This is a genomic window from Novosphingobium sp. BL-S-24 (genome assembly GCF_055521575.1).
This window is the reverse complement of record NZ_CM145488.1, coordinates 1,485,344-1,510,944: the sequence shown is the minus strand read 5'-3', so window position 1 is coordinate 1,510,944 and position 25,601 is coordinate 1,485,344. Positions and strand designations below refer to the sequence as shown.

The window sequence follows — 25,601 nt, the reverse complement described above, 5'->3', positions numbered from 1 at the left end:
CCAGTCGCTATCCCGCCGTGTCGATGAACGACGCCGGCACCGTTCCGCTCGAGATCACCGCTTGGTTCGACTCTCGCGGCTGGCGCGTACGCCGCCATCAGCAGGAAATGCTGAGCGCTGCCGATCGCGGCCATCACTCGCTTCTGGTCGCGGATACCGGCGCAGGAAAGACACTTTCCGGATTCCTGCCGACACTGGCCGCATTCTGCCCGTCGCATGCAGAAGGATTGGATGCTGGGGCAGGGCCGGGTGACGGACTGCACACCCTGTATGTCTCGCCATTAAAGGCTCTGGCGACTGACGTGCAGCGCAATCTTATCGCACCGATCGAAGACATAGGCCTGTCCATCCGTGTCGAAACTCGCAGCGGCGATACACCGTCAGATCGCAAGGCTCGTCAGCGCGCGCGACCTCCCCATGTCCTGCTGACGACTCCCGAATCTCTATCTCTTTTGCTCAGCTATCCAGAGGCACCCGACCTATTCGCCAGCCTGAAACGCGTGGTGATCGATGAGGTCCATGCGTTCGCCACCGGAAAGCGCGGCGACCTCCTGGCACTAGCGCTGACGCGGCTGCAGGCGATTGCGCCGGGCATGCAACGCGCTGCGCTGTCAGCGACGTTGGCGGACCCCGACGAGTATCGCAGTTGGCTCGCGCCATGGGGTGAGATCGATACCGTCGAACTGGTCGAGGGGGAGGAGGGCGCCGACCCGGTGGTGGATATCCTGCTCCCGCGTGAAGAGCGTATCCCATGGAGCGGACACGCTGCAACCTGGGCGATCCCCCAACTGATCGAACAGATCCGCGAGCATCGGACGACGCTGGTCTTCACCAACACCCGCTTTCTCGCAGAATATATATTCCAGGAACTGTGGGACGTGAACGAGGGCAACCTGCCCATCGGCATTCACCATGGATCGCTTTCGCGCGAGGCGCGTCGCAAAGTGGAATCAGCGATGGCCGATGGTAAGCTGCGCGCGCTGGTCTGTACCGCAAGTCTGGACTTGGGAATCGATTGGGGGGACATCGATCTGGTCGTCCAGATGGGCGCGCCTAAAGGGTCCTCCCGCCTTCTCCAGCGCATTGGCCGCGCGAATCACCGGCTGGACTGCCCAAGCGAAGCGATCCTCGTGCCGGGCAATCGTTTCGAATTTCTGGAGGCATTCGCGGCGCAAGAAGCGGTCCGGCAAGGTCAGCGCGATGGCGATCCATTTCGGCCCGGCGGACTGGACGTGCTGGCCCAGCATATCATGGCGGTCGCCTGCGCCGGCCCCTTTCGCGAGGATGTCCTCCTGCAGGAGATTCGGTCCTCGCTGGCGTATGCTTGGGTGGATGAGATCATTTTTGCTCGAGTGCTGGAGTTCGTGGCGACGGGTGGGTACGCCCTGCGCTCGTATGACCGGTTCCGCCGCATCGTCCGCGATCGTGACGGCACCTGGCGGCTGACCCACCCGGAACATGCTGCTCGGCATCGGCTGAATGCCGGGATCATCGTCGATGCCGAGATGATCGACATACGGTTCCGCAACGGTCGATCGTTGGGCAAGGTGGAGGAGGGTTTCGGCGCTACTCTGTCGCCCGGCGATACGTTTCGCTTTGCAGGGATGGACCTGGAAGTGGAGGCACAAAAGGATCAGGAACTGATCGTCCGGGCGGCCAAGCGATCGGCGGTGATCCCCAGCTATTCCGGGCAGCGCATGCCGATCACCACCCATTTGGCGGACCGGGTACGCGCGATGCTGGTCGATCGCGCAGGATGGGCGCGGTTTCCCGATGACGTTCGCGAGTGGCTGGAAGTGCAGGACTACCGTTCGCACATGCCGGCGCCGGGGCGATTACTGGTAGAAAGCTTTCCGCATCGTGGGCTGGAATATACGAGCTATTATACGTTCGAAGGCTGGAACGCCAACCAATCGCTGGGAATGCTGATCACCCGGCGAATGGAGGATCGCGGCCTTGGTCCGTTGGGTTTCAATGCTACCGATTATACGCTGGCGGTGTGGGCGTTGCAGCCGGTAGAAGATCCCCGCGCGCTGCTCTCGCCGGATATTCTTACGCATGAGTTCGTGGATTGGGTGCAGCAATCCCACCTTTTGCGGCGAGCGTTTCGAGAGGTGGCCGTCATCTCCGGGCTTGTCGAGCGACAGCAGCCCGGCAAGCGCAAGTCGGGCCGCCAGGTCACGTTCTCGACCGACCTGATCTACGACGTCCTACGCAAGTATGAGCCGGACCATGTTTTGATTCAGGCGGCGTGGGCTGATGCGCGGGCAAGGATGACCGATGTGGGGCGGGTCGCTGATGTGCTCGACCGGGCGGCGCGCGAAATCGACCATGTCCGATTGGATCGGATCAGTCCGCTTTCGGTCCCGGCGCTGTCGATGGTTGGCCGGGAGAATATGCCATCCGGTGCCGCTGATGACGACTTGCTTGTCGAGGCGGAGAGCCTGGCATCGGTCGCCATGCGAGTAGACCCACCGGAAGAAGAATAGCGGCAAACGAAAAGGGGCGGATCGCTCCGCCCCTTTAGGTGTCCTTGAGGGGACCAGTTCCAGAACCGTTGGCTTACTTGCCGAAGTTCGCAAACTGTTCGTTGCCGACGAAGCCGAACTTGGTGACCTGCGCCGCCTTGATCACTTGCAGGACCTGTGCCGACAACTCGTAGCTGGCATCCGGCTCGGGCTGGAACTGGAGTTCCGGCTCGGGGGTCATGCGAGTGGTTGCCTGCAACGAGGTTACCAGCCCGTTCTGATCGATCTGCGTACCGTTCCACAAGATCTTGCTGTCCTGGGTAAGCACGATCTTGTTCTTGACCGGATCAATCGGCGGCGGTTCGTTCGTGGGAGGGGTTGCCACTGGCAGATCGATGTCGATCGAGTGGGTCGCAACCGGGATGGTGATGATGAACATGATGAGGAGAACGAGCATGACGTCGATCAACGGCGTCGTGTTCATCTCCATCATCGGCGAGCCATCATCCTTGCCGCCTGACATTGCCATGGAAAGTTACTCCTGTTCCTGCCTGAACGTCAGCCGTTCGGATCGACGGGGTTGGTGATGAAGCCAACCGTCGGGTAACCCGAAATCTGGACGTTGTAGATCGCACCGGCCACGCAGCGCCACGGGGCGTTGACGTCGCCGCGGATGTGGACCTGCGGAATGAGCTCCGGGTTCGCCATGAGAGCCTGCGGACCACCTTCACGCTTCACGATAGCGTCAAGACGCTTGAAAGCTTGGTCGCGCAGTTCTTCGGAAGTAACCGGAGTGACGTTGTTGAAGTAGATACGGCATTCGCCGCCGCGCACTGCGCCTTCGTATCCGGGCTCGCCCGCCGTACGGCCGGACGAGTCGGTGGTCGAAACGGTAAGGAGCAGGTTTTCGACCTTATCCTTCGATTCGACTGCCTCCACAACCGGAATACGCAGCTTCTCGATCGTCTGGATCGCAACCGGGACCGCGATCAGGAAGATGATCAGAAGCACCAGCATGACGTCGACGAGCGGCGTCGTGTTGATGTCGGACATTGGTGCGTCTGCACCACCTCCGCCCGTGGAAATCGCCATAGTCTTATCCTAATCCTTGCGTTGCCTGGGGCAGGTGACGGATTGCGCATGCATCGTGCCGTCACCCGATCCCCTGCGGGATGGCGAAGATCTCAAAAGGTCTTCGCCCTACCCGTGCTCCTTACGGCTTGACGGGAGCAGCAGTCGGCTTGGCGGGAGCGGCAGTCGTCTTCACCGGGGCAGAGGCGATCGACGGCTTGACTGCGCCCTTCGAGGTGATGTTGGCGAGGACGTCGTTCGAAAAGCCGGTCAGCAGTTCGGCGATGCGCTTGTTGCGTGCCTGCAGGTAGTTATAGGCAAGCACAGCGGGAACCGCGACGAGCAGACCAAGCGCGGTCATGATCAAAGCTTCACCAACCGGGCCTGCGACCTTGTCGATCGATGCCGAACCGGCGAGACCGATGGCGATCAGTGCGCGATAGATGCCGACCACCGTACCGAACAGACCGATGAACGGCGAGGTTGCGCCAACGGTTGCAAGGAATGGCAGGCCGCCAGCAAGGCGAGCATTGATGGTCGATTCCGAGCGAGCGAGCGAGCCGTGCAGCCAGTCGTGCGCTTCGAGCGAATCGGTCATCTTGGCGTGCTGGTCTTCCGCAGCGATGCCGTCGTCGACGAGCTGGCGCCAGGCGCTGTTCTTGTCGAGCTTGGCGGCGCCTTCACGCAGGGTGGGAGCTTTCCAGAAGGACGTGCGGATCACGCCGAACTGGCGCAGGATCTTCGACTGTTCGAACCACTTGGTGAAAAGGATGTAGAACGAGCCGAACGACATGACGCCGAGGATGATCACGGTCGCGTAGGCGATGAAGCCGCCCTGCTCGAGCGCCTCCATGAAGCCGAACTTGTTCTGCGGCGCGCCCGCACCGGCGGCAAGGATGTCAACGATAAGCATGCGAATTACCTCTCAAGAAGAATGCAGGAGCTGGTCAGGACCAAAAGGTGCCGTCCCGACCATCTTTCAGTTAGTTGAGCTTGTAGACGATCGCGGTCGAGTAAGACGACGAAATCGGGTTACCCGCATCGTCAAGCGCCGGATCGAACCGCGCATAACGCGTCATACCGTCGCAAGCCGCCTCATCGAGGTCGGGGCTGCCGCTTGAACCCGATACCGAGCATGCGCTGACCCGTCCGTCCGCGCCGATTTGAACGCGTACGCCCACACGGCCTTCGCGTTCTTCACGCGCAGCCCGGGTCGGATAGTTGGACTGAATACGGCCAGCCCAGCCAGCTTGGCCCTTAGGCCTTACGCCCCGTGCCTTCGACGGTCCGGGCGGCGGCGGCGGCGGTGCCGGCGGAGCAGCAGTGGTAATCACCACCGGCGGCGCCGGCGGGGGGGTAATCACTGTCTGGATCGGCGGCGGAGCCGGCGAAATGTTGATCGGCGGCGGCGGCGCCACGATCGGCGGCGGCGGCGTATCCGGTTGTTCAGGTGGAGGTGGCGGCGGTTCCTCCTCCTTCGGTTTCTCTTCCTTGATATCCACGGTGGTCACCTTTTTGATGACCTGTTGCGCCGCCTTGTAGGCCAAGCCGGTGACGAGCGCATAGCCGACGAAGACGTGGATCAAGGCGACAATGACAAGAGCGGTAATCTTGCTACCGCTCATTTGCTGGTCAGCGTAAGCCATTCAGACGCATCACTCCATTACCAAGCCCCGGACCAATCCTTACATGACGTGTCCAAGGGCGCCCATGGCTTATCCTTTAGGGAAAACCCATGACGAAAATCAAATTACCCACCCTGACGGCTGACAGTCCGCCTCTCCGAAACAAAACCCGACGGACAGGCAAACCGTAGGGCATTTTATGTTATTTTTGCCCCATATTGCGGACTTCTTAACGGTGAAGCCCGTCCCACGCAACGACTTATCGTCCCTACATAGGTTAACGCATAATTCATGCCGCGTTAGCCGACATTGATCCAGTCCAATTTTGTGTATGTGCCGCAGTGCGGTTATAAGCCAGCGCGTTTCCACGGAGATATTCGTTTATGCATTTGAAATCGCGGCGCCTTGTAAGGCTATTGACGGTTGCTTGCCTGGCGTCTGTTCCCGTCGCTTCTCCCATCATGGCACAAACGCAGCGCGCCACTGTCGGTCCGCAGGAGGTCACGTATGCCGACGTCGCCAGTCTTGCTGATTCGGCAGGCCTTGTCGTTCACGCGCAGGTGACAGACATGATGCGGATCGCCGATGCCCGGATGAGTAATCCGAAGCCGGGATATGGGCGGTTTTACGTGGAGGCGCGTACCAAGGCGCTTCTGACAGGCAAGGCGCCACTCGGCGAATCGATCCGCTATCTCGTGGATTTGCCGCTGGATGCCAGAGGTAAGGCGCCCAAGTTGAAGAAGCAGGATGTGCTGCTTTTTGCACGCGCAGTGCCGGGGCGCCCGACCGAATTGCAATTGGTTAGTCCGACCGCTCAACAGCCATGGACGCCGCAAGCTGATGCCCGCGTTCGATCCATTCTGCGCGAACTGACTGCACCGGATGCCCCTGCCCAAGTTATTGGCGTGCGCGAATTACTGTTCGTTCCGGGTAATCTCGCGGGGCAGGGGGAGACGCAAATCTTCCTGAAAACGAAGGACAATTCTGCCGCATCGATTTCAGTCAAGCACGAGGCGGGTTCGCCGCCAAGTTGGGGCGTTTCGTTTTCTGAACTCGTTGCGAATGTAGGCACCCCGCCGGCTCGCAACACGTTGGAATGGTATCGCCTCGCCTGTTCACTGCCCAACCTTCCGCCCCCTGCAGCCAACATTTCCGCCAGCGCCGGAGCGCAGCAGCAGGCCCTGTCGGACTACCGTATGGTGCTGGGTGAACTTGGGCCGTGCGAGCGGTCGCTTCGGTAGGTCTCGAGCAAGGCGCTGGAAATTCCTCTCCGCCTGTCTTAGTGCGCGCTCCCGAAAAGGAGCTTGCATGGTCGAACCGCTCAATATCGCGCTTGCCGGACTGGGAACTGTCGGAACCGGGGTTGTCCGCCTGATCGAGACGAACGCCGAACTGATCGCCCGCCGGGCGCGCCGTCCGATCCGGATTGCCGCCGTCAGCGCGCGTGATCGCAGCAAGGACCGTGGCGTCGACTTATCCCGCTATGATTGGGAGGACGATACCGCTGCGCTCGCCGCTCGCGACGACGTGGATGTTGTGGTGGAGATGGTTGGCGGTTCGGATGGCCCGGCGCTTGCTCTTGCGCGCAATGCCATCATCGGGGGCAAGGGGCTCGTCACCGCCAACAAGGCGATGATTGCGCATCATGGCCTGGAATTGGCGTCGGCAGCGGAAGCGGCTGGAGTGGCGCTGAAATTCGAGGCTGCCGTGGCGGGAGGCATTCCGGTGATCAAAGGGCTGAGCGAAGGGGCCGCAGCCAACGCGATTGAACGGGTTTACGGTATTCTGAATGGCACCTGTAACTACATACTCTCCAACATGGAGGACACAGGGCGTGATTTCGCGGACGTTCTCGCGGATGCGCAGCGCATGGGATATGCAGAGGCGGACCCGACCTTCGACATCGAGGGGACTGATGCCGCTCATAAGCTGTCCATCCTTGCCGCCATCGCTTTCGGCTCGCGTCTGCGTTTCGATGCAGTGGAAACGATGGGCATCAGCCGCGTCAACGCTGCCGACATTGAACAGGCAAGAGCGCTTGGCTATGTCATCCGCCTGATCGGCACGGCGGCCATCGATCAATCGGACGGCATATCCCGCCTGTTCCAGCGAGTTCGTCCGCACCTCGTCCCTTGCGACCATCCGCTGGCCCATGTGGACGGAGCGACAAACGCTGTTGTGGCGGAAGGCAACTTCATGGGCCGGTTGCTATTCCAGGGTGCCGGTGCAGGTGATGGGCCTACCGCGAGTGCAGTGGTGGCCGACATCATCGACATTGCGCGCGGAGAAAAAGGCGCGTCGTTCTCCATGCCGACCGCCGAGCTGGAAGCGATGGAGCCGGCACCGTCCGGCCACCGCATCGGCAGCGCCTATATCCGCTTCACGGTGCCCGATCGCCCCGGCGTTCTCGCAGATATCACCGCTGCCATGCGCGATGCCGGTGTCTCCATCGAAAGCCTGATCCAGAAAGGCGACCCGGATCATGACGGCGAGGTCATCCTGGCGGTGGTCACTCACCCCGGGCCAGAGAGCGCCGTCACTGAGGCTCTGCGCATTCTTGATGGATCGGACAGCCTGACGGCGCAGCCGCTGGTGATGCAAATCATCGCATCGTGACGAGCGGGCGCCTTTCGATCAGGGCGCCCGCAACTCTCCCTTGGCGATCTTGTCGGCGTCCGAGCCGACAGGTGCCACGGGGATCGTTGCCAGATCGATGATGTAGGGTTGTTCCACCGAGCCGAAGATGGCTCTACCAGCGCCCTTGAAGATACCGCCGCCCGCGACGTCGGGCGTGTGAAGCCTTCCGTCCTTCAGCGCCTGATCGGACGTAGGATCAGAGTCGCCGGTCGATGGCACGCGGAACTGATCCTGATTGGGTGCGCAGACCACGATTTCGCCTTGCCTCGTCGGGTTGGCGCAGCGGTTGCGGATCCGGTCCGGAGTGATTCGGCCACCGGCCCCCAACATCTTTTCCGCAAGTGCCTTGTCGGCATTTGAAGGTTGCTGGGTGGAGTTTGCGGCTTCCTGTGCAGTTGCGGGGGCGGCCCCCAAGGTTGCGATGGCGAAAAGGAAAGGCCAGCTTCTCGACAATTCAAATTCCTCTGTCTAAGCGGGCCGAACCTTTCCTCCCAGGATTAATCCGGAGTGAACATGCCCGTAAATAAAACTCCCGCAAGTAAAGTATTAGACCGTGTCCTCGTCCTTGAAATGGTGCGAGTTACGGAAGCTGCTGCGATCGCCGCATCCCGTTTGATTGGGCGCGGCGACGAAAAAGCGGCCGATCACGCTGCCGTCGAAGCCATGCGCAAGGCTTTCGATGAACTCTATATGGATGGCACGGTCGTGATTGGCGAGGGGGAACGGGACGAGGCCCCGATGCTGTTCATCGGCGAAAAGGTTGGCGGCGCGCCGGGCACCGGGCCTAAGATCGACATCGCTCTCGATCCGCTGGAGGGCACCACGATCACAGCCAAGGCTGGGCCGAATTCGCTGGCAGTGCTGGCTGCGGCGGAAGAAGGCGGCCTGCTCAACGCGCCGGACGTCTACATGGACAAGCTGGCGGTCGGTCCGGGCTATCCTGACGGCGTCATCGATCTCGACAAGACCCCGACCGAGAATGTCACGGCGGTTGCCGCTGCCAAGGGCGTCAGGCCCGAGGACATCATCGTGTGCGTCCTTGATCGTCCGCGTCACGAGGCGCTGATCGCGGAACTGCGGGAGATCGGCTGCGGCGTCGTGCTGATCGGCGACGGCGACGTGGCTGGCGTTATCGCCACCACCGACGAGGATACGACGATCGACATTTACATGGGCTCGGGCGGGGCACCTGAAGGCGTGCTTGCAGCAGCCGCCCTGCGGTGCGTCGGCGGTCAGTTCAACGGGCGCCTGCTTTTCCGTAACGACGATGAGCGCGCCCGCGCCCGCAAGTGGGGGATCGAGGATCTGAACAAGATCTACAAGCTCGAAGACCTCGCCAAGGGTGACTGCATTTTCGCGGCGACGGGCGTGACCAGCGGATCGTTGCTGGAAGGTGTCAAGCGGCGCAAGGGGGGTACAATGACGACCGAAAGTGTCGTCATGCGGGCCAGTTCGGGCACCGTGCGCTGGATCAAGGGCGAACATCGCATCTGATACGCCCCAGCCCCTGCGAGGTTCCATCGAGCGGCCCTACTCCTGCCGCGAAGGTGGCGCGTGCGTCTGCTCGGGCTGATCGCTGTTCGGGGTTTTCGTCCAGACAAGGCGGCTCACGGTGAAAAACCGCGCCGCTCTATTGCAATAACATGACTCATGGCTACAGGGCGGGCGCCATCGACCTTCCGCCCACGAACCGTCACGGGGATTCGCCATGAAGATCATGTCCGGCAACAGTAACATGCCGCTCGCCCGCGCCATCGCAGGATATCTGGAACTGCCGCTGACCGATGCCAGCGTGCGTCGTTTCGCCGACGAGGAGATCTTCGTCGAGATCCACGAAAACGTGCGTGGCGAAGATGTATTTGTGGTTCAGCCCACAAGCTATCCGGCGAACGACAACCTGATGGAACTGCTGATCTGCATCGACGCGTTGCGCCGTGCGTCGGCAAAGCGGATCACCGCAGTCGTCCCGTATTTCGGCTATGCTCGTCAGGATCGCAAGCCGGGGCCGCGCACGCCTATTTCGGCCAAGCTGGTTTCGAACCTGATTACGGAAGCGGGTGCGGATCGGGTGCTTTCCGTGGATCTGCATGCCGGTCAGATTCAGGGCTTCTTCGATATCCCCACCGACAACCTGTTTGCCGCGCCGGTCATGGCAGCGGATATTCAGGCCCGGTATGGCGACCAGTCGTTGATGGTGGTGTCGCCCGACGTTGGCGGTGTAGTCCGTGCTCGCGCCTTGGCCAAGCGGCTGGACAACGCGCCGCTGTCGATCGTCGATAAGCGCCGTGACCGTCCCGGTCAGTCCGAAGTCATGAACATCATCGGTGACGTAAAGGATCGCGCCTGCATCCTGATCGACGATATCATCGATTCGGGCGGCACGCTTTGCAATGCCGCTCAGGCCCTGATGGAAGCTGGCGCGGTAAGCGTCACCGCCTACATCACCCACGGCGTTCTGTCCGGTGCGGCGGTGAGCCGCGTCACCAATTCAGCGCTGAAGGAGCTGGTGATCACTGATTCCATCCAGGCGACTGATGCGGCCAAGAATTCGGACAAGATTCGCATCCTCACCATAGCGCCGTTGATCGGGGAAGCGATCCGCCGGATTGCGGATGAGAGCTCGGTTTCCAGTCTGTTCGACTGAACGGGTGCGCTTCGGCGCATCCCGTTGCCTCATTATTCCCAGGGCCGGGCCTCGCCTGGCTGGATTCGATCCAGTGCCTCCAGCCTCCTGGCCTGACGTGATTCCAGCGCAAGCGTCAGAATTGGCTGGGGTGTCTTGACGAATTGACGCGGAGACATACCGAACAATTCGGTGAATTCGTGAATCAGGTGGCTTTCGTCGTAATAACGGAGCGCTATCTCCTCGCTCTCGTTATCGTCCGCGACCCCACGCAAGTGGCTTGCCATATCAAGCGCGCGGGCACGACGTAGCACCTGCTTTGGGGACAAGCCGAAGTCCCGGCGGATTACACGTTCCAGCTTTCGCCGATCCACTCCGCACTCATTTGCCGCGTCCCGGATCGACATCCCCGGATCACGCAATGATATTTCCTCGAACATGGCGGATATGCGATCGGGTGGTTGTCCGCCGAGCACATTGATTCTTGCACGCGTACTGTTTTCGAGACTGAGCAGCCAATCCTCCGGCGACGCATCCGGATCGAATAAAGCGACCAGTTGGTCGGAGGGGGTGGTGATCGAACCTGTCGGAACTACCCGATCCAGCAATTCAGCGACCCTAGTTCCCAACAGAGCCATACTGGTGCCGGGACGGATCGCCATGCCTACGCTTATAAAGCTTCCTTTGACAGATACCGGCATTCGACGGGAATGCGGTCCGAAAAACATTGCCTCCTTCTCGCCGTGAACAGGACCCGTCGCCGTTTGGGCCGTCCACTGACCAGCCAGTTGGACACGGAGACAGGCAGTGTCGTTGAACAGCCCGCACGACAATGTGTAATCCGGGGGAAGGTCCACCTTGGTGACGTACAGTCTTGCAATCCAAGGCTTGAGATCCGCCGCCGGAGCGCGGTTATAGGACAGCGGCTGTCCATCTTTTGTAATGCCCTGGCGCGGCGCGATCGATGGATCCACCGCCGGGCGATCGTTGCGCTGCATGCCCACCTGTTCGCAAATGCCCAATTAACGATACTTGCAGCATTGTGCGGCGGCAATGCTGGAAAAGCGGGATTTCGACCTTTCTGATATTTTTTTGTTTCAATTCGGTTGTTTGTGCCATCGGGCTTGACCGAGTCATCCGCCGCGCGGCAGAGCCTTCGGATGAAGATCGAAAACGATATTGCGCTCGCCATGCGTCTGGCCGATGCGGCCGGGGCGGCCATCCGTCCTCACTTTCGGACCGGCATCGGCGCGGAACGCAAACCGGACGCGTCGCCCGTCACCGTCGCAGACCGCGCGGCGGAAGAAGCGATGCGCCGCATCCTCAAGGCCGAGGTGCCGCGTGACACGATCATCGGTGAGGAATTCGGTACCGAGAACGGATCGTCGAACCGCACCTGGGTGCTCGATCCGATCGATGGTACCGTATCGTTCATCGGTGGACGTCCGATCTTCGGCACGCTGATCGCGTTGCTGGTGGATGGATGGCCAGTGCTGGGGGTTATCGACCAGCCGATCCTGCAAGAACGCTGGGTCGGGGCGAGCGGCCATTCCACGACGTTCAATGGAGCCGAGGTGCGCACCCGGCCCTGCCGTGAAATGGCGGACATGATGCTGGCGACCACCGGGCCGCAGTATTTCGATGATCACCAGGGCGATCATTTCATGGCCCTCGCCGCCAAGACCGATCACAAGCGGATGATGTTCGGCGGGGACTGTTACAACTACGGCCTGCTCGCCAGCGGTCATCTAGATTTGGTGTGCGAGGCGGGGTTGAAGCTGCATGACTGGGCGGCCCTGGTACCGATCGTCGAAGGCGCAGGCGGTACCATGTGTGACTGGAACGGCGAACCGCTCAACATCGATTCGGGCGGAGAAGTACTAGCGATCGGCGACCCGGCGCGGCTGGAAGATGTAATCGAGGCCATGGCCTGCCATCATCACGACTGAGCCGGGCGCGATGACGCGGACCTTGCGCCTGTTCGTGTACGGCACGCTGCAGCCGCAGGCGGGCACTGCCATGGGAGCGTGGCTGGCTCGACGACTGGCCTGTCGAGACGGCCAGCCGGAGATGGAAGCTGCCGTGGCTGCGGGCAGGCTTCATGCCATCGTGAACCGGGATGGCTGGTATCCCGCGCTGGTGCAGGGGCGGGGTCAGGTACGTGGAACACTCTGCGTCCTGACCTTGGGGCCGGGGGACCTCAAGGCACTCGACGCTTACGAGGGGCCTCAGTATCGCCGGGTCCGCATTGCCGTGCGCACACCGCTCGGGCGACGTAGCGAAGCGCAGACTTACATCTGGCAGGCGGCTCTGCCTCATGGCGCACCCGTCATTCCGGGCGGCGATTTTCTCGATTGGCTGAACAAGCGAGGGCGCGCTGCCTTCGGTGGCACCTGAAGTGGTTTCGTGGGTTGCACGAAAATGACCAGAACAGCGATCATTACGGGCGGCGGGGCAGGTATCGGCAGAGGGCTGGTACTCCATCTCGCAGGTCAGGGGTGGCGCGTTGCCGCACTCGACCTCGATCGCGCGGCGCTTGATGAATTGTCCGCCTTGCTCCCACAGGACAGGCTGATGGCCCTGGAATGTGACGTGGGCAAGGAACGAGCGGTCAAGGCTGCGTTCGCTCGCATCGCCAAATGGGCGCCGACCGTGGACCTGCTCGTCAACAACGCCGGCATCGCCGATCCCGTCAGCGGCCCCCTTGAGGACCTGACGCTGGACCACTGGCAAGCCTTCATCGATGCAAGCCTGACCGCCGCCTTCCTGTGCACCCGAGAGGCGCTTTCGCTGTTGCGGGCAGCGGCCCCGGCCAGCGTCGTGAACATGTCTTCTACGCGCGCTCATCAATCGGAACCGGATACATACGCCTACGCCGCCGCGAAAGGCGGGATCAGTGCCTTGACCCATGCCATGGCCGTCAGCCTCGGCCCGGAGATCCGCGTTAATGCGGTGCTCCCCGGCTGGATCGAAACCGGTCCCTGGCAGGCGGCGGACAAACGCGTCGAGCCGCATCACTCGGATGCAGCGCGGCAGCAGCATCCGGTGGGCCGGGTGGGCACGATCGATGACATCGCGCGTACCGTGGAATGGCTGGCCGAAGCCGGGTTCGTCACCGGTCAGGAGATCGTCGTCGACGGTGGCATGACGCGGCGCATGATCTACACCGGTTGAAGCGCTTGCCTTTCGCGGCAGCGCACACTAAAGGCCCGCCCTTCAATCGACACGGTTGAGTCTTGATCCAAGAGATTCGCGCGTCGGCCTGGCGAAAAGGGCTGCCATGGCCGGCTGGACGTGTCCCTGAAAAGGAGACCGAAATGCCCAAGTTGAAGACCAAGAGCGGCGTTAAGAAGCGCTTCAAGCTCACCGCCACCGGCAAGGTGAAGCATGGCGTGGCCGGCAAGCGCCACCGCCTGATGAGCCACAACGGCAAGTACATCCGCCAGAATCGCGGCACCGAAGTCATTTCCGACGCCGATGCCAAGACGATCAAGAAGTGGGCGCCCTACGGGCTCAACTGAGGAGTACTGACCGATGAGCCGTATCAAGAGGGGTGTTACCACCCGCGCCAAGCACAAGCGGATCCTGGAACAGGCCAAGGGCTACCGTGGCCGCCGCAAGAACACCATCCGCGTTGCCCGTCAGGCCGTCGAAAAGGCTGGCCAGTACGCGTATCGCGACCGCAAGATCAAGAAGCGGACCTTCCGCGCTTTGTGGATCCAGCGCATCAACGCTGCCGTCCGCGCCGAAGGCCTGACATATTCGCAGTTCATCCACGGCACCAAGCTTGCCGGGATCGAACTGGACCGCAAGACCATGGCTGACCTTGCCATGAACGAAGGCGGCGTGTTCAGCACCGTCATCGCGCAGGCGAAGGCAGCACTGCCCGCGGCCTGATCCGCACGGCAGCGAAGGTCTCGCGTCACAGCGCGATTTCAGGGGCGTGGATGGCAAGTGCCGTCCGCGCCCTTTTCGCGTCTGATGCCTGCTGCTGCCACATTGCGATCCGCGCCCCTTCTCCTTAAGGAGCGCTACCGAACACCTTCATAACCAGACAGGCAGATCACGAGTGGACCACGCAGCAATCGGCCAGGAGGCGCTATTCCGCATCGCGGTCGCCGATAATCTCGATACGCTGGAAAGCCTGCGGATCGAGTATCTTGGCAAACAGGGGTCCATATCCGGGCTGCTCAAGACGCTGGGCAAGCTTGATCCCGAAACGCGCAAGGTCGAAGGCCCGCGCATTCACGCCCTGCGTGAAAGCGTGACGGAGGCTTTGGCCGCGCAGAAGGAGGCGCTGGAAACCGCCGCACTCGACGCTCGTCTGGCGGCCGAGACGATCGACCTGTCGCTGCCATCGCCGACCAGCCCGCGCGGGTCGGTGCATCCGATCTCACAAGTCATGGACGAACTCGCAGAAGTCTTCGCCGACCTGGGCTTCTCGATCGCCACCGGGCCCGAGATCGAGGATGATTGGCACAATTTCACCGCGCTCAACATGCCCGAAAGCCATCCGGCGCGGGCGATGCACGATACGTTCTACTTCCCCGATCGCAACGATGACGGGCGGGAGATGCTGCTGCGCACACATACCTCACCAGTGCAGATCCGCGCGATGCTGGCGTCGGTCAAGGGCACCCCGGGCGGCCAACCGATCCGCCTGATCGCGCCGGGACGCGTCTATCGTTCGGACAGCGACGCCACGCATACGCCGATGTTCCACCAGATCGAAGGCCTGGTCATCGATAAGGGTATTCACCTCGGGCACCTGAAATGGACGCTGGAGACTTTCCTGAAGGCGTATTTTGAGCGTGACGATATCGTCCTTCGCCTGCGACCCAGCTATTTCCCCTTCACCGAGCCGTCGATCGAGGTCGATGTCGGCTATTCCAACGAAGGTGGCCGCCGCGTCGTGGGCGGGTCGGGCGATGCGCCGGGCCACGCCTGGATGGAAGTGCTTGGCAGCGGCATGGTCAACCGCCGGGTCATCGCGGCCGGTGGTCTCGATCCCGACGAGTGGCAGGGCTTTGCGTTCGGTACCGGCGTCGATCGTCTGGCAATGCTGAAATACGGCATGGACGATCTGCGCGCTTTCTTCGACGGCGATGTGCGCTGGCTTTCGCATTACGGATTCTCCGCTCTTGACGTGCCGACCCTGTCGGGCGGCGTCGGTACGCCGGCTTGAGGCGAAGAAGGATTTAAGACATGAAATTCTCGCTCTCCTGGCTCAAGCAATATCTCGATACCGACGCCAGCGTCGATCAGATCGCTGCCAAGCTGAACGCCATCGGCCTCGAAGTTGAAGGCATCGAAGACCCGGCCGAAAAGCTGCAGGGCTTTCGCGTCGCGCGTGTTCTGACGGCCGCGCGCCATCCTGACGCCGACAAGCTTCAGATCCTGTCGGTCGACACCGGCGAAGGTGAGCCGTTGCAGGTAGTGTGTGGCGCGCCGAATGCTCGTGCGGGTCTGATCGGCGTGCTGGGCCTGCCGGGCGCGACGGTGCCTGCCAACGGCATGGTGCTGCGCAAGTCGGCGATCCGCGGCGTCGAATCCAACGGGATGATGTGCTCGACCCGAGAGCTTGAGTTGGGCGAAGACCACGACGGCATCATCGAATTGCCGGAAGACGCCCCTATCGGCAGGCCGTTCGCGCAGTATCACGGCGCCGATCCGATCATTGACGTGGCGATCACGCCCAATCGGCCCGACTGCATGGGCCTGTATGGCATTGCCCGCGATCTGGCGGCGGCGGGACTGGGAACGCTGAAACCGCTACCTGTAGAGGACATCGCCAGCACGTTCCCCTGCCCGGTAGAGGTGCGGACCGACGATTCGGACGGTTGCCCCGCCTTCTATGGCCGCGTCATCAAAGGCGTGAAGAACGGCCCGTCGCCCCAGTGGCTGCAGGACGTGCTGAAGTCTGCAGGACAGCGCCCGATTTCAATGCTGGTGGACGCGACCAACTATATCATGCTGACGTTCGGGCGACCGGCCCACGCCTATGATCTGGCAAAGCTGAACGGCGCGGTCGTCGCTCGGCGGGCGCGTGAGGGTGAAACGGTCGTCACTCTCAACGACAAGACCTATACGCTCGACGCCGAAATGACGGTGATCGCCGATGATAGTGGGGTGCATGACATCGCCGGTATCATGGGCGGCGCTCACTCCGGTTGCGACGATGCGACCACGGACGTGCTGCTCGAAATCGCCTATTTCGATCCCGAGCGGATCGCTCGAACCGGTCGCAAATTGAACCTGACGTCGGATGCTCGGGCCCGGTTCGAGCGGGGCATAGACCCGCAGTTCCTGGATACCGGGATGGCCATGTTGAGCGGGCTGATCCTGAAGCTGTGCGGGGGACAGGCATCGGAAGTTGTTCGCGCTGGCGCTGCGCCGGGGACGCCGAAGATCGTCCATTTCGATCCCGCCCTTGTCGAGCGGCTTGGCGGGGTTGCCGTCACGCCCGGCGAGCAGCAGCGCATCCTGGAGAGCCTGGGCTTTTCGATCGTTGCGACCGAACAGAACGGCTCGCAAAGCTGGGCCATCACCGTTCCCGGCTGGCGCCCGGACGTGGATGGCGCTCCCGATATCGTGGAGGAAGTGGTGCGCATCCACGGCCTCGACAACGTGAAAAGCGTGCCTTTGCCGCGTGAAGACGGGGTTGCAAAGCCGACCGCGACGCCCGCCCAGTCGCTGGAACGCCGGGTTCGCCGCGCCGCCGCCGCACGCGGATTGCACGAAGCCGTCACCTGGTCGTTCCTGCCTGAACCCGCCGCGCAGGCGTTCACCGAGACCGACCACCAGCTGTGGGTCCTCGCCAATCCGATCAGCGAGGACATGAAGGCCATGCGCCCTTCGCTGCTGCCGGGGCTTTTGATGGCCGCCAAACGCAACGTCGATCGCGGCGCGTCGTCGTTGCGTCTGTTTGAGGTCGGCCGTCGCTACCTGCGTGGGGCCGGGGGGGCAAGCGATGAGCGCCTTGCCCTGGGCCTCGTTCTGGCCGGTGACAAAGCCGAGCGGGGCTGGGCGACAGGCAAGGCGGTATCGTTTGATGCGTTCGACGCGAAGGCAGAAGTCCTGGCGCTGCTGGCAGAGGCAGGTGCTCCTGTCGACAAGCTGCAGGTAATGGGTGAGGCGGGGCCGCAGTTCCATCCCGGGCAGTCGGCCACCTTGCGGCTCGGTCCGAAGAATGTGCTGGCCCGGTTCGGTATGCTGCACCCGCGTCTGGCCCGCCAGTTCGACGTGGGCGGCCCGGTCGCCCTGGCCGAGATTTATCTCGACGCGATACCCGCTCGCAAGGGCGCGGCAGGATTCACTCGTGTGTCGTACTCTCCGCCAGCGTTGCAGGCGGTGACGCGCGACTATGCGTTCCTCGTGCCGGTATCGCTTCCGGCGGGCGACCTGATCCGCACCGTTCAGGGGGCGGACAAGGCGAACATCGTGGCGGCGCGGCTTTTCGATGATTTCCGGGGGCAGGGCGTACCCGAAGGGCAGAAGTCGCTCGCGCTCGAAGTCACGCTTCAGCCGATCGAAAAGAGCTACAAGGATGAAGACCTCAAAGCCATCAGCGATCGGGTGACCGCTGCTGCAACCAAGCTCGGGGCCGTCTTGCGCGGCTGAGGAATAGGAAGATCGCCGTGACCGATTCGGAATTCGTGACGATTTCGTCCGGCGATCTTACCGCCCGGATCAATCCGCTGGGCGCGGAGCTATGGTCGATCACCGACCGGCAGGGCCGCGAGTACATGACCGATGCCGATCCGGCATTCTGGACGGGCCATGCTCCGATCCTGTTCCCGATCGTGGGCGCGCTGAACGGCGACCGCTATCGGATAGACGGGCGGGAATACGAGTTGAAGAAGCACGGCTTTGCCCGTCGATCGACATTCGATGTGGTCGAGGCGGGCGCGAATCATGTGAGGTTTCGACTGACCGATAGCGATGCGACCCGCAAGATTTACCCCTTCGTGTTCGTGCTCGACGTGGCTTTCCGGCTCGAAGGCACCGCGCTGTATGTGGAAGCAAGTGTGTCGAACTCCGGGCAGGAGCCGCTGCCCTTCAGCTTCGGCTTCCACCCCGCATTCGCCTGGCCGTTGCCGGGCGGCGCCGCGAAGGCCGATCATGTCATCGCTTTCGAGCAGATCGAACCCCAGCCGATCCGGCGGATCGAACCGGAAACCGGGCTGCTGCTTCCCGAACCGTTCGCCACCCCGGTCGAAGGCCATCTGCTCCACCCGGATGCTGCGCTATTCGTCGACGATGCGCTGATCTGGGATCGTCTCTCCAGCCGATCGGTGACGTTCGGCGCCGCGGGCGCCACTCAGCTTGCCGTTGCGTTCCCCGATACGCCGATGCTGGGTATCTGGCAGAAACCCGGTGCTGCCTATCTGTGCATCGAACCGTGGCAGGGCATTGCCGATCCTATGGGCTTTACCGGAGATTTCCGTGAGAAGCCCGGCGTCATCACCCTATCGCCGGGAGACAGGCGCCGTTTTCGTATGAACGTGGCGCTCGTCTCGGCTGACTGAAGGAAATCGCATGAAAACCGCTCTGGTCACAGGCGCAACCTCCGGCATCGGCGCGGCGTGCGCCCGCAAGTTCGTGGCGGCCGGATGGCGGGTGGTCGGCACGGGGCGGCGGGCAGAGCGCCTGGAGGCGCTCGTCGAAGAACTGGGAGCCGATCGTTTTCACGCCTGCGCTTATGACGTGCGCGACGAAGCGGCTCGTGACGCCGCGCTGGCGTCGCTGCCGGCTGCGTTTGCAGGCATCGATTGCCTCGTGAACAATGCCGGGCTGGCGTTGGGCGGGGTCCCTGCACAGGACGCGAGGTTCGAGAACTGGCAGACGATGATCGACACCAACATCGTCGCTCTGACATCGTTGACTCATAAGCTGCTTCCCGGCCTGATCGCGCGCAAGGGCGGCATCGTCATGCTGTCTTCCGTCGCGGCGACGTATCCCTACGCCGGCGGCAATGTATACGGCGGGACCAAGGCCTTCGTTCGCCAGTTCGCGCTGGGCCTGCGGTCCGACCTATCGGGCACGGGCGTTCGCGTCACCTCGATCGAACCGGGCATGGTGGAAACCGAGTTCACCGTCGTGCGCAACGGCGGCGATCAGGAAGCGTCCGACAAACTCTACGCTGGCGTCAATCCGCTGACGGGGGACGATATCGCCGACACCGTGGTATGGGTCGCCACCCTGCCGCCGCATGTGAACATCAACGCCTTGGAAGTGATGCCGGTCAACCAGTCGTTCGCGGGGTTCCAGGTCGCTCGCGAGGGATAGGGGCCGGAAGGCGTCTCGCCTGTTGCTACCCGCCGCGCGGGCAACTAAAGCGCGCCGATGACGAACTCCCGCCGCACTTTCGCGATCATCTCCCACCCGGACGCCGGTAAGACCACGCTGACCGAAAAGCTGCTGCTGCAAGGCGGCGCAATTCACCTTGCCGGGCAGGTCAAGGCGCGAGGTGCGGCCCGGCGCGCCCGGTCGGACTGGATGAAGATCGAACAGCAGCGCGGCATTTCGGTGACCAGCTCGGTCATGACGTTCGAGCGAACCGATGCGGACGGCAATACCGTCACGTTCAATCTCCTTGATACGCCGGGCCACGAGGACTTTTCGGAAGACACCTACCGCACGCTCACCGCCGTCGATTCGGCGATCATGGTGATCGACGCCGCGAAGGGGATCGAGCCGCAGACCCGCAAGCTGTTCGAGGTCTGCCGCTTGCGCTCGGTGCCGATCATCACATTCATCAACAAGGTCGACCGGGAAGGCCGCGCCTGCTTCGACCTGATGGACGAAGTGGCGGACATGCTGGCGCTCGACGTATGCCCGATGTCGTGGCCGGTCGGCATGGGCGGTGTGTTCGAAGGCATTCTCGACATTGCCAGCGGCCGCATCAGCCGCCCCGAGGGACCAAGCAAGGAATTTCTGGGCAAAGTCGACGAAGGCGCCAGCCTGCCCGATGCCGTGGCCGAAGAACTGGAATTGGCGCAAGTCGGCTACCCCGAATTCGACATCGAGGCCTATCAGGGCGGAGACCTTACCCCGGTCTATTTCGGTTCGGCGCTCAAGAACTTCGGCGTCGCGGAACTGATCGACGCGATCGCCCGCTATGCCCCGCCACCCCGCCCGCAGCCGTCGGAGCAGGGCACGATCGAGCCGGACAACAAGGAAGTTACCGGCTTCATCTTCAAGGTGCAGGCCAACATGGACCCGATGCACCGCGATCGTATCGCGTTCATGCGGCTGGTATCCGGCACGTTCAAGCGCGGCATGAAGCTTACGCCCTCGGGCCTGGGCAAGCCGATCGCCGTGCATTCGCCCATCCTGTTCTTCGCACAGGATCGCGAGATCGCCGACAGTGCCGAGCCGGGCGATATCATCGGCATCCCCAATCACGGCACGCTGCGCGTGGGCGATACGCTTTCCGAACGCAACGACGTGCGCTTTACCGGCCTGCCCAACTTCGCCCCGGAAATCCTGCGGCGGGTCCAGCTCAAGGACCCGACCAAGACCAAACAGCTTCGCAAGGCGCTGGACGACTTGTCTGAAGAGGGCGTGATCCAGGTTTTCTATCCGGAGCTGGGATCGCAATGGATCGTCGGTGTCGTCGGACAGTTGCAGCTTGAGGTTCTGATTTCGCGGCTTGAGGCGGAGTACAAAGTCGAGGCCGTGCTCGAAACCGCGCCATTCGATACTGCGCGCTGGCTCAAGGGCGACGACAAGGCACTGCGCGAGTTTGCCGATTTCAACAAGATGAACCTGGCGAAGGATCGCGACGGCGACCCAGTGTTCATGGCGCGTTCGGCCTGGGACGTCAGTTACCAGCAGGAACGCCATCCCGATCTGGCTTTCAGCGCCACCAAGGAGCGGTGAAATCCGATATGGGCCGTCCGGGAAGGAACCCGACGGTGCCTTGGCCGCTTGTACGCAGGGTCAATCCATCGGACCTTATCCTTGCAGATCAAGTTTGCCAGCTACAACATTCACAAGGCCGTGGGGCTGGATCGGCGGCGCGATCCTGAGCGGATCCTGACTGTCCTGCGTGAAATTGACGCCGACGTCATCGCGCTGCAGGAGGTCGATCGCCGCTATGGCCGGCGTATGGCGGTGCTGCCGCTGGACACGATCCACGCAGCGACTGACTACGTGCCGGTGCCGCTTTCGATGAAGCCCGATAGCCTTGGCTGGCACGGCAACGCCCTGCTTGTGCGCAAGGGAATAGACCTGATCGAAGCCGCCCCCGTGCCTCTTCCGGTGCTGGAACCGCGGGGAGCGATTCGAGCAGATTTGCAAATAGAGGGCAAGCGGGTGCGGGTAATTGGCATGCACCTCGATCTGTCCGGCCTACGCCGCCGTCACCAGATCCGTAGCGTTCTGGCGCACTGCGCGGACTGTGTGAAGAAAGTCCCTACGGTAATGATGGGCGATCTCAACGAGTGGGCGCAGCGGGGTGGCTGCTTCCGTGAGTTTGACAACAAGTGGCAAGTGCTGGCGCCCGGCCGCAGCTTTCCGTCCCGACGGCCACTGGCGCTGCTGGATCGGATAATTGCGTCTGCCGAATGGTCGATTGTCGATACGGGTGTTCATCATAGCCCGCTGTCTGCGGTAGGGTCGGACCACTTGCCCGTCGTGGCCTCGCTGAAACTGCCTTAAAAATAGGCAGCTGCCTGCGAAATGGGCGATCCGGGGAAAGTTCCCTGGCGCTGCAATTTAATCGCCAGTCGGATTCTGCAGTAAACACTACGAAAAGGTAAACTGGCACACGCCTTGCAAAAGTCCTGTTCGAGCCGGCAGCGGGCCGGTGGCTAACAGGGGATAGGCATGAAGTTCATCATAGCCATCATCAAGCCCTTCAAGCTCGACGAAGTGCGAGAGGCGCTCGGGGCAATCGGCGTGGCTGGCATGACGGTATCCGAGGTCAAGGGGTTCGGCCGGCAGAAGGGCCAGACGGAAATCTACCGTGGCGCGGAATACTCCACGAACATGCTGCCCAAAGTGAAGATCGAGGTCGCCGCATCGAACGATCTGGCACCCAAGATCGTCGAGACGATCCAGCAGATCGCCAGCACCGAAGCCATCGGCGATGGCAAGATCTTCGTTCTCGACCTGGCCTCCGCCGTGCGCATCCGCACCGGCGAGTCCGGCGACACGGCGCTTTGAGGGGGAAAGCCATGATGAACCGCAAGTTACTTGGCGGAATGGGCGCGATCGTCGCGTCTTTGTTCGCCGCTGTTCCGGCCTGGGCGCAAGAGGCCGCTGCTGCCACCGCGCCCGTGCCGAACCCCGGCAACAATGCCTGGATGATGACATCGACCGTACTGGTCCTGATGATGATCCTTCCCGGCCTGGCCCTGTTTTATGGCGGTCTCACCCGCTCGAAGAACATGCTTTCGACAATGACCCAGATCGGCGGCGTCACCGCGCTTGCGATGCTGATGTGGGTGATGTTTGGCTATGGCTTTGCGTTCGGTCCAGAAGGCAACCAGTTCATCAGCTGGGGCAAGTTCTTCCTTGCCGGGATCACCCCTGATTCGACCGCTGCCACTTTCACTGATGGCGTCGTGATTTCGGAATATGTCTTCGTGGCATTTCAGATGACGTTTTCGGCCATCACCGTCGCGCTGGTTCTTGGGTCGGTCGTGGAGCGCATGAAGTTCTCCGCAGTCATGACCTTTGCGGCCGTCTGGCTGCTGATTGTCTATTACCCGATTGCACACATGGTCTGGGAAGCGCGTGGCGTCTTCTTCAAGATGGGGGCACTCGATTTCGCCGGCGGCACCGTCGTCCATATCAATGCGGGCGTCTCTGCGCTGGTCGCGGCGATGGTGCTTGGGAAGCGCAAGGGATTCCCGCATGAGCCGATGCCTCCGCACTCGTTGACGTTGACAATGGTTGGCACCGGTTTGCTGTGGGTTGGCTGGTTCGGCTTCAACGCTGGCTCTGCTCTCGAAGCAAACGGCTCTGCCGCGCTTGCCATGATCAATACGTTCGTCGCCACGGCCTCCGCCGGCCTCGTCTGGATGCTGGTTGAGCGTATGTCGGGCCATAAGGGTTCGGCCCTGGGCTACTGCTCAGGCATCATTGCGGGCCTTGTCGCCGTTACTCCGGCTGCCGGCAACTCCGGTCCCTTTGGGGCGATCATCCTTGGCGGCGTGGCTTCGGTCATCTGCTTCTTCTGCGTGTCCAAGCTCAAACCAGCTCTTGGCTATGACGACTCGCTGGACGCTTTTGGTATCCATGGTGTTGGCGGCATCGTCGGCGCGATCGGCACGGCCGTCGTTTACGCTCCCTCGCTTGGCGGACCCGGCGGTGCGGATTTCGTGATCGGCGCCCAGCTGATCACCCAGATCGTCGCCGTCGCGGCTACGATCGTCCTTTCGATCATCGGCACGGTTATCGCCATGTACATCGCCAAGGCAGTCACCGGACTGCGCGTCACCGAAGAAGTCGAGTTCAATGGCCTCGACATCGGCGAACATGGCGAGCGCGCCTACAACTAAGTTCAAGAGTTTGGCGGCGGCGGGGCCATCGGTTCTCTCCTCCCACCTGTCGTCGCCACCCGATGTTCCTCCTGCGAACACAAACTGATAAGGGCCGGAGCCATACGCTCCGGCCCCTTTTTTGTCAGCCGTTCAGGAGTTCAGAAGGTAGGGCCAGCGTCAGCCGCGTGCTGAGAGCATCTCGATCATCTGGCGGATCGGCGTGACGTCGTACCCGGCGGCGGCTGCCTTCGACGCGATGACGGCCGGGCTGTCGCCAGCCTTCGCCCGAGCCAGTGCCCATAGCAAAGTCGATCGCGTGCCCGACCGGCAATAGGCCAGCACTGGCCCGTCGATAGCAAGGGCAGCTTCCATCGCATCGACCTGCGCCTGGCTGAATCCGGCATGCGTCACCGGAATGGAGACATAGTCGATTCCGGCAGCACGGGCGGCGGCTTCGATTTCGCTGCCAGCCGTCTGGTCTTCGCTCTCACCCTCGGGCCGGTTGTTGATGATCCGCACGATACCCATGGCCTTGGCATGGGCGACCGCATCGGTTCCGATCTGGGGGCTGGCGAAAACGGTATCGGTTATCTGGCGGAACATGGTGGAACAGTCTCCGGAATCGATGATGCATGGCGGGCGGCAAAGCCCGTGGGTAGGGTCATCAAGACGCTCTCATGGCTGTGTGCAAGCCAAAACCACGCTCGAAAATCGAATGTTTCGCCAATCCGGTCCTAAAAAAGGGCGTATTTCCGTTCGCTATTGATTGGGGAGTCGTGTAATAGGCATGATCGCAGGAGAACGCTGGGTTATGCCCGTCGTTCGCCCTGGTGCCCGGCGTGCTACGTCCACGCGTTCGGGTGAATGCTTATAGGGGCGCAGCGAAGGTACGTTCGTAGACATGGGTTTTGACAGAGGTCGTCGCGGAAGGGGACGCGACAAGCGGGATCGGTTTGGAGAGGACGAGTTCGACCCGTTCTTTGCTGGACAGGATCGTTTCGGCGGCGGCGGTGATCGCTTCAGCGGCGGAGGCGGTGGTGACCGCTTCGGCGGCGGCGGTGGTGGCGGCGGCTTCGGTGGCGGCGGCGATCGCTTCGGCGGTGGCGGCGGCGGCGGCGGCGGCGGTTTCCGTGGCGGCGGCGGTGGTGGTGGCTTCGGCGGCCCCCGCGGTGGCGGCGGCATGCCTGCACAGGTCGTCGGCCAGGGTCGCGGCGTCGTAAAGTTCTTCAACGCAGCCAAGGGTTTCGGCTTCATCCAGCGTGATGAAGGCGGCGATGATGTGTTCGTCCACATCAGCTCGGTCGAGCGTGCAGGCCTTGAAGGTCTTGCGGAAGGCCAGCAGCTGGAATTCCAGCTCGTCGATCGCGGTGGCAAGGTTTCGGCAACCGACCTTTCGGTCGTTGGCGACGTCATTCCTGTCGCCAAGCGCGAACCTGCAGCTCCGCAGCGTCAGCTGACGGGTGAAAAGGCTACCGGTACGGTCAAGTTCTTCAACGCGATGAAGGGCTTTGGCTTCATCACGCGTGATGACGGCCAGCCGGATGCTTTCGTGCACATCAGCGCGGTGGAACGTTCGGGTCTTTCCGGCCTGAACGAAGGCGATCGCGTGGAGTTCGACATCGAGGTCGATCGACGAGGCAAGTACTCGGCGGTCAACCTGTCGGCGCTCCAGGCCTGACCCTGC

At 62.2% G+C, this 25,601-nt stretch carries 26 protein-coding genes; 19 read left to right on the top strand and 7 right to left on the bottom strand.

Features of this window, described 5'->3' with window-relative positions; all coding sequences use genetic code 11:
* The first annotated feature begins 23 nt into the window (after positions 1–23).
* Entirely contained in the window at positions 24–2,489 is a 2,466-nt protein-coding gene (locus ACZ1JM_RS12530; RefSeq protein ID WP_465132728.1) for a ligase-associated DNA damage response DEXH box helicase, read from the top strand.
* Positions 2,490–2,562: 73 nt separating this feature from the next.
* Here ACZ1JM_RS12530 and ACZ1JM_RS12525 read toward each other — a convergent pair whose 3' ends face one another.
* From ACZ1JM_RS12525 to ACZ1JM_RS12510, 4 genes are all read right to left on the bottom strand, one after another.
* The gene (locus tag ACZ1JM_RS12525; RefSeq protein ID WP_465132727.1) at positions 2,563–2,997 is read right to left on the bottom strand and encodes an ExbD/TolR family protein; all 435 of its coding nucleotides are present in this window, start codon (positions 2,995–2,997) and stop codon (positions 2,563–2,565) included.
* Positions 2,998–3,026: 29 nt separating this feature from the next.
* Positions 3,027–3,560, bottom strand: a complete 534-nt coding sequence (locus tag ACZ1JM_RS12520; protein WP_465132726.1) for an ExbD/TolR family protein — start codon at positions 3,558–3,560, stop codon at positions 3,027–3,029.
* Positions 3,561–3,681: 121 nt separating this feature from the next.
* Entirely contained in the window at positions 3,682–4,452 is a 771-nt protein-coding gene (locus ACZ1JM_RS12515; protein ID WP_465132725.1) for a MotA/TolQ/ExbB proton channel family protein, read from the bottom strand.
* A 70-nt stretch (positions 4,453–4,522) separates the two neighbouring features.
* Positions 4,523–5,185, bottom strand: coding sequence for an energy transducer TonB (locus tag ACZ1JM_RS12510; protein ID WP_465132724.1), 663 nt, complete (start codon positions 5,183–5,185; stop codon positions 4,523–4,525).
* 440 nt (positions 5,186–5,625) lie between these two features.
* Here ACZ1JM_RS12510 and ACZ1JM_RS12505 point away from each other — a divergent pair, with 440 nt between their 5' ends.
* Together ACZ1JM_RS12505 and ACZ1JM_RS12500 are read left to right on the top strand one after the other, a co-directional pair.
* Positions 5,626–6,405, top strand: a complete 780-nt coding sequence (locus ACZ1JM_RS12505) for a hypothetical protein (protein ID WP_465132723.1) — start codon at positions 5,626–5,628, stop codon at positions 6,403–6,405.
* Positions 6,406–6,472: 67 nt separating this feature from the next.
* The gene (locus ACZ1JM_RS12500; protein ID WP_465132722.1) at positions 6,473–7,780 is read left to right on the top strand and encodes a homoserine dehydrogenase; all 1,308 of its coding nucleotides are present in this window, start codon (positions 6,473–6,475) and stop codon (positions 7,778–7,780) included.
* A gap of 18 nt (positions 7,781–7,798) precedes the next feature.
* Here the strand turns inward: ACZ1JM_RS12500 and ACZ1JM_RS12495 are convergent, their stop codons facing one another.
* Positions 7,799–8,254: a hypothetical protein gene (locus tag ACZ1JM_RS12495; RefSeq protein WP_465132721.1), complete on the bottom strand. Its 456-nt coding sequence runs from the start codon at positions 8,252–8,254 to the stop codon at positions 7,799–7,801.
* 60 nt (positions 8,255–8,314) lie between these two features.
* Here ACZ1JM_RS12495 and glpX point away from each other — a divergent pair, with 60 nt between their 5' ends.
* Together glpX and ACZ1JM_RS12485 are read left to right on the top strand one after the other, a co-directional pair.
* Entirely contained in the window at positions 8,315–9,295 is a 981-nt protein-coding gene (glpX, locus tag ACZ1JM_RS12490; protein WP_465132720.1) for a class II fructose-bisphosphatase, read from the top strand.
* A 214-nt stretch (positions 9,296–9,509) separates the two neighbouring features.
* On the top strand, positions 9,510–10,445 hold the full coding sequence (locus ACZ1JM_RS12485; protein ID WP_465132719.1) for a ribose-phosphate pyrophosphokinase: 936 nt from the start codon (positions 9,510–9,512) through the stop codon (positions 10,443–10,445).
* A 32-nt stretch (positions 10,446–10,477) separates the two neighbouring features.
* Here ACZ1JM_RS12485 and ACZ1JM_RS12480 read toward each other — a convergent pair whose 3' ends face one another.
* Entirely contained in the window at positions 10,478–11,422 is a 945-nt protein-coding gene (locus ACZ1JM_RS12480; RefSeq protein WP_465132718.1) for a helix-turn-helix domain-containing protein, read from the bottom strand.
* A 162-nt stretch (positions 11,423–11,584) separates the two neighbouring features.
* Between ACZ1JM_RS12480 and ACZ1JM_RS12475 the strand changes: the two genes are divergently transcribed.
* From ACZ1JM_RS12475 to ACZ1JM_RS12415, 13 genes are all read left to right on the top strand, one after another.
* Complete coding sequence (locus ACZ1JM_RS12475; RefSeq protein WP_465135061.1) at positions 11,585–12,373, top strand: inositol monophosphatase family protein; 789 nt, start codon at positions 11,585–11,587, stop codon at positions 12,371–12,373.
* Between the two features lie 10 nt (positions 12,374–12,383).
* Complete coding sequence (locus ACZ1JM_RS12470; RefSeq protein WP_465132717.1) at positions 12,384–12,821, top strand: gamma-glutamylcyclotransferase family protein; 438 nt, start codon at positions 12,384–12,386, stop codon at positions 12,819–12,821.
* 24 nt (positions 12,822–12,845) lie between these two features.
* Entirely contained in the window at positions 12,846–13,598 is a 753-nt protein-coding gene (locus ACZ1JM_RS12465; RefSeq protein ID WP_465132716.1) for an SDR family NAD(P)-dependent oxidoreductase, read from the top strand.
* 143 nt (positions 13,599–13,741) lie between these two features.
* Complete coding sequence (gene rpmI, locus ACZ1JM_RS12460; protein WP_021232722.1) at positions 13,742–13,945, top strand: 50S ribosomal protein L35; 204 nt, start codon at positions 13,742–13,744, stop codon at positions 13,943–13,945.
* A gap of 13 nt (positions 13,946–13,958) precedes the next feature.
* The gene (gene rplT, locus ACZ1JM_RS12455; protein ID WP_465132715.1) at positions 13,959–14,321 is read left to right on the top strand and encodes a 50S ribosomal protein L20; all 363 of its coding nucleotides are present in this window, start codon (positions 13,959–13,961) and stop codon (positions 14,319–14,321) included.
* A gap of 172 nt (positions 14,322–14,493) precedes the next feature.
* Positions 14,494–15,609 carry a phenylalanine--tRNA ligase subunit alpha gene (pheS, locus tag ACZ1JM_RS12450; RefSeq protein ID WP_465132714.1) on the top strand — a complete coding sequence of 372 codons (1,116 nt, stop codon included), beginning with the start codon at positions 14,494–14,496 and terminating at the stop codon, positions 15,607–15,609.
* Positions 15,610–15,629: 20 nt separating this feature from the next.
* On the top strand, positions 15,630–18,044 hold the full coding sequence (gene pheT, locus ACZ1JM_RS12445; RefSeq protein ID WP_465132713.1) for a phenylalanine--tRNA ligase subunit beta: 2,415 nt from the start codon (positions 15,630–15,632) through the stop codon (positions 18,042–18,044).
* 17 nt (positions 18,045–18,061) lie between these two features.
* Positions 18,062–18,952 carry an aldose 1-epimerase family protein gene (locus ACZ1JM_RS12440; protein ID WP_465132712.1) on the top strand — a complete coding sequence of 297 codons (891 nt, stop codon included), beginning with the start codon at positions 18,062–18,064 and terminating at the stop codon, positions 18,950–18,952.
* Between the two features lie 10 nt (positions 18,953–18,962).
* A complete protein-coding gene (locus ACZ1JM_RS12435) occupies positions 18,963–19,712 on the top strand; it encodes an SDR family NAD(P)-dependent oxidoreductase (RefSeq protein WP_465132711.1) in 750 nt (249 codons plus the stop codon).
* 57 nt (positions 19,713–19,769) lie between these two features.
* A complete protein-coding gene (locus ACZ1JM_RS12430; RefSeq protein ID WP_465132710.1) occupies positions 19,770–21,308 on the top strand; it encodes a peptide chain release factor 3 in 1,539 nt (512 codons plus the stop codon).
* 81 nt (positions 21,309–21,389) lie between these two features.
* The gene (locus ACZ1JM_RS12425) at positions 21,390–22,088 is read left to right on the top strand and encodes an endonuclease/exonuclease/phosphatase family protein (RefSeq protein ID WP_465132709.1); all 699 of its coding nucleotides are present in this window, start codon (positions 21,390–21,392) and stop codon (positions 22,086–22,088) included.
* Positions 22,089–22,256: 168 nt separating this feature from the next.
* Positions 22,257–22,595, top strand: coding sequence for a P-II family nitrogen regulator (locus ACZ1JM_RS12420; protein ID WP_465132708.1), 339 nt, complete (start codon positions 22,257–22,259; stop codon positions 22,593–22,595).
* A gap of 14 nt (positions 22,596–22,609) precedes the next feature.
* On the top strand, positions 22,610–23,935 hold the full coding sequence (locus tag ACZ1JM_RS12415) for an ammonium transporter (protein WP_465135060.1): 1,326 nt from the start codon (positions 22,610–22,612) through the stop codon (positions 23,933–23,935).
* A gap of 159 nt (positions 23,936–24,094) precedes the next feature.
* On the opposite strand, the gene ACZ1JM_RS12410 is transcribed toward ACZ1JM_RS12415, so the two are convergent.
* On the bottom strand, positions 24,095–24,520 hold the full coding sequence (locus tag ACZ1JM_RS12410) for a protein tyrosine phosphatase family protein (RefSeq protein WP_465132707.1): 426 nt from the start codon (positions 24,518–24,520) through the stop codon (positions 24,095–24,097).
* A 298-nt stretch (positions 24,521–24,818) separates the two neighbouring features.
* On the opposite strand from ACZ1JM_RS12410, the gene ACZ1JM_RS12405 reads away from it, so the two are divergent.
* Positions 24,819–25,595, top strand: a complete 777-nt coding sequence (locus ACZ1JM_RS12405) for a cold-shock protein (RefSeq protein ID WP_465132706.1) — start codon at positions 24,819–24,821, stop codon at positions 25,593–25,595.
* The last annotated feature ends 6 nt before the right edge of the window (positions 25,596–25,601 follow it).

Bases quoted from the DNA above. Each gene is read 5' to 3' on its own strand.
- ACZ1JM_RS12515 (WP_465132725.1), bottom strand. From the start codon at position 4,452: ATGCTTATCGTTGACATCCTTGCCGCCGGTGCGGGCGCGCCGCAGAAC.
- ACZ1JM_RS12465 (WP_465132716.1), top strand. From the start codon at position 12,846: ATGACCAGAACAGCGATCATTACGGGCGGCGGGGCAGGTATCGGCAGA.
- pheT (WP_465132713.1), top strand. From the start codon at position 15,630: ATGAAATTCTCGCTCTCCTGGCTCAAGCAATATCTCGATACCGACGCC.
- ACZ1JM_RS12415 (WP_465135060.1), top strand. From the start codon at position 22,610: ATGAACCGCAAGTTACTTGGCGGAATGGGCGCGATCGTCGCGTCTTTG.
- ACZ1JM_RS12525 (WP_465132727.1), bottom strand. From the start codon at position 2,997: ATGGCAATGTCAGGCGGCAAGGATGATGGCTCGCCGATGATGGAGATG.
- ACZ1JM_RS12475 (WP_465135061.1), top strand. From the start codon at position 11,585: ATGAAGATCGAAAACGATATTGCGCTCGCCATGCGTCTGGCCGATGCG.
- ACZ1JM_RS12420 (WP_465132708.1), top strand. From the start codon at position 22,257: ATGAAGTTCATCATAGCCATCATCAAGCCCTTCAAGCTCGACGAAGTG.
- rplT (WP_465132715.1), top strand. From the start codon at position 13,959: ATGAGCCGTATCAAGAGGGGTGTTACCACCCGCGCCAAGCACAAGCGG.
- ACZ1JM_RS12485 (WP_465132719.1), top strand. From the start codon at position 9,510: ATGAAGATCATGTCCGGCAACAGTAACATGCCGCTCGCCCGCGCCATC.
- rpmI (WP_021232722.1), top strand. From the start codon at position 13,742: ATGCCCAAGTTGAAGACCAAGAGCGGCGTTAAGAAGCGCTTCAAGCTC.
- ACZ1JM_RS12430 (WP_465132710.1), top strand. From the start codon at position 19,770: ATGACGAACTCCCGCCGCACTTTCGCGATCATCTCCCACCCGGACGCC.
- ACZ1JM_RS12435 (WP_465132711.1), top strand. From the start codon at position 18,963: ATGAAAACCGCTCTGGTCACAGGCGCAACCTCCGGCATCGGCGCGGCG.
- ACZ1JM_RS12500 (WP_465132722.1), top strand. From the start codon at position 6,473: ATGGTCGAACCGCTCAATATCGCGCTTGCCGGACTGGGAACTGTCGGA.
- ACZ1JM_RS12480 (WP_465132718.1), bottom strand. From the start codon at position 11,422: ATGCAGCGCAACGATCGCCCGGCGGTGGATCCATCGATCGCGCCGCGC.
- ACZ1JM_RS12520 (WP_465132726.1), bottom strand. From the start codon at position 3,560: ATGGCGATTTCCACGGGCGGAGGTGGTGCAGACGCACCAATGTCCGAC.
- ACZ1JM_RS12530 (WP_465132728.1), top strand. From the start codon at position 24: ATGAACGACGCCGGCACCGTTCCGCTCGAGATCACCGCTTGGTTCGAC.
- ACZ1JM_RS12505 (WP_465132723.1), top strand. From the start codon at position 5,626: ATGGCACAAACGCAGCGCGCCACTGTCGGTCCGCAGGAGGTCACGTAT.
- ACZ1JM_RS12510 (WP_465132724.1), bottom strand. From the start codon at position 5,185: ATGGCTTACGCTGACCAGCAAATGAGCGGTAGCAAGATTACCGCTCTT.
- ACZ1JM_RS12470 (WP_465132717.1), top strand. From the start codon at position 12,384: ATGACGCGGACCTTGCGCCTGTTCGTGTACGGCACGCTGCAGCCGCAG.
- ACZ1JM_RS12405 (WP_465132706.1), top strand. From the start codon at position 24,819: ATGGGTTTTGACAGAGGTCGTCGCGGAAGGGGACGCGACAAGCGGGAT.
- glpX (WP_465132720.1), top strand. From the start codon at position 8,315: ATGCCCGTAAATAAAACTCCCGCAAGTAAAGTATTAGACCGTGTCCTC.
- ACZ1JM_RS12410 (WP_465132707.1), bottom strand. From the start codon at position 24,520: ATGTTCCGCCAGATAACCGATACCGTTTTCGCCAGCCCCCAGATCGGA.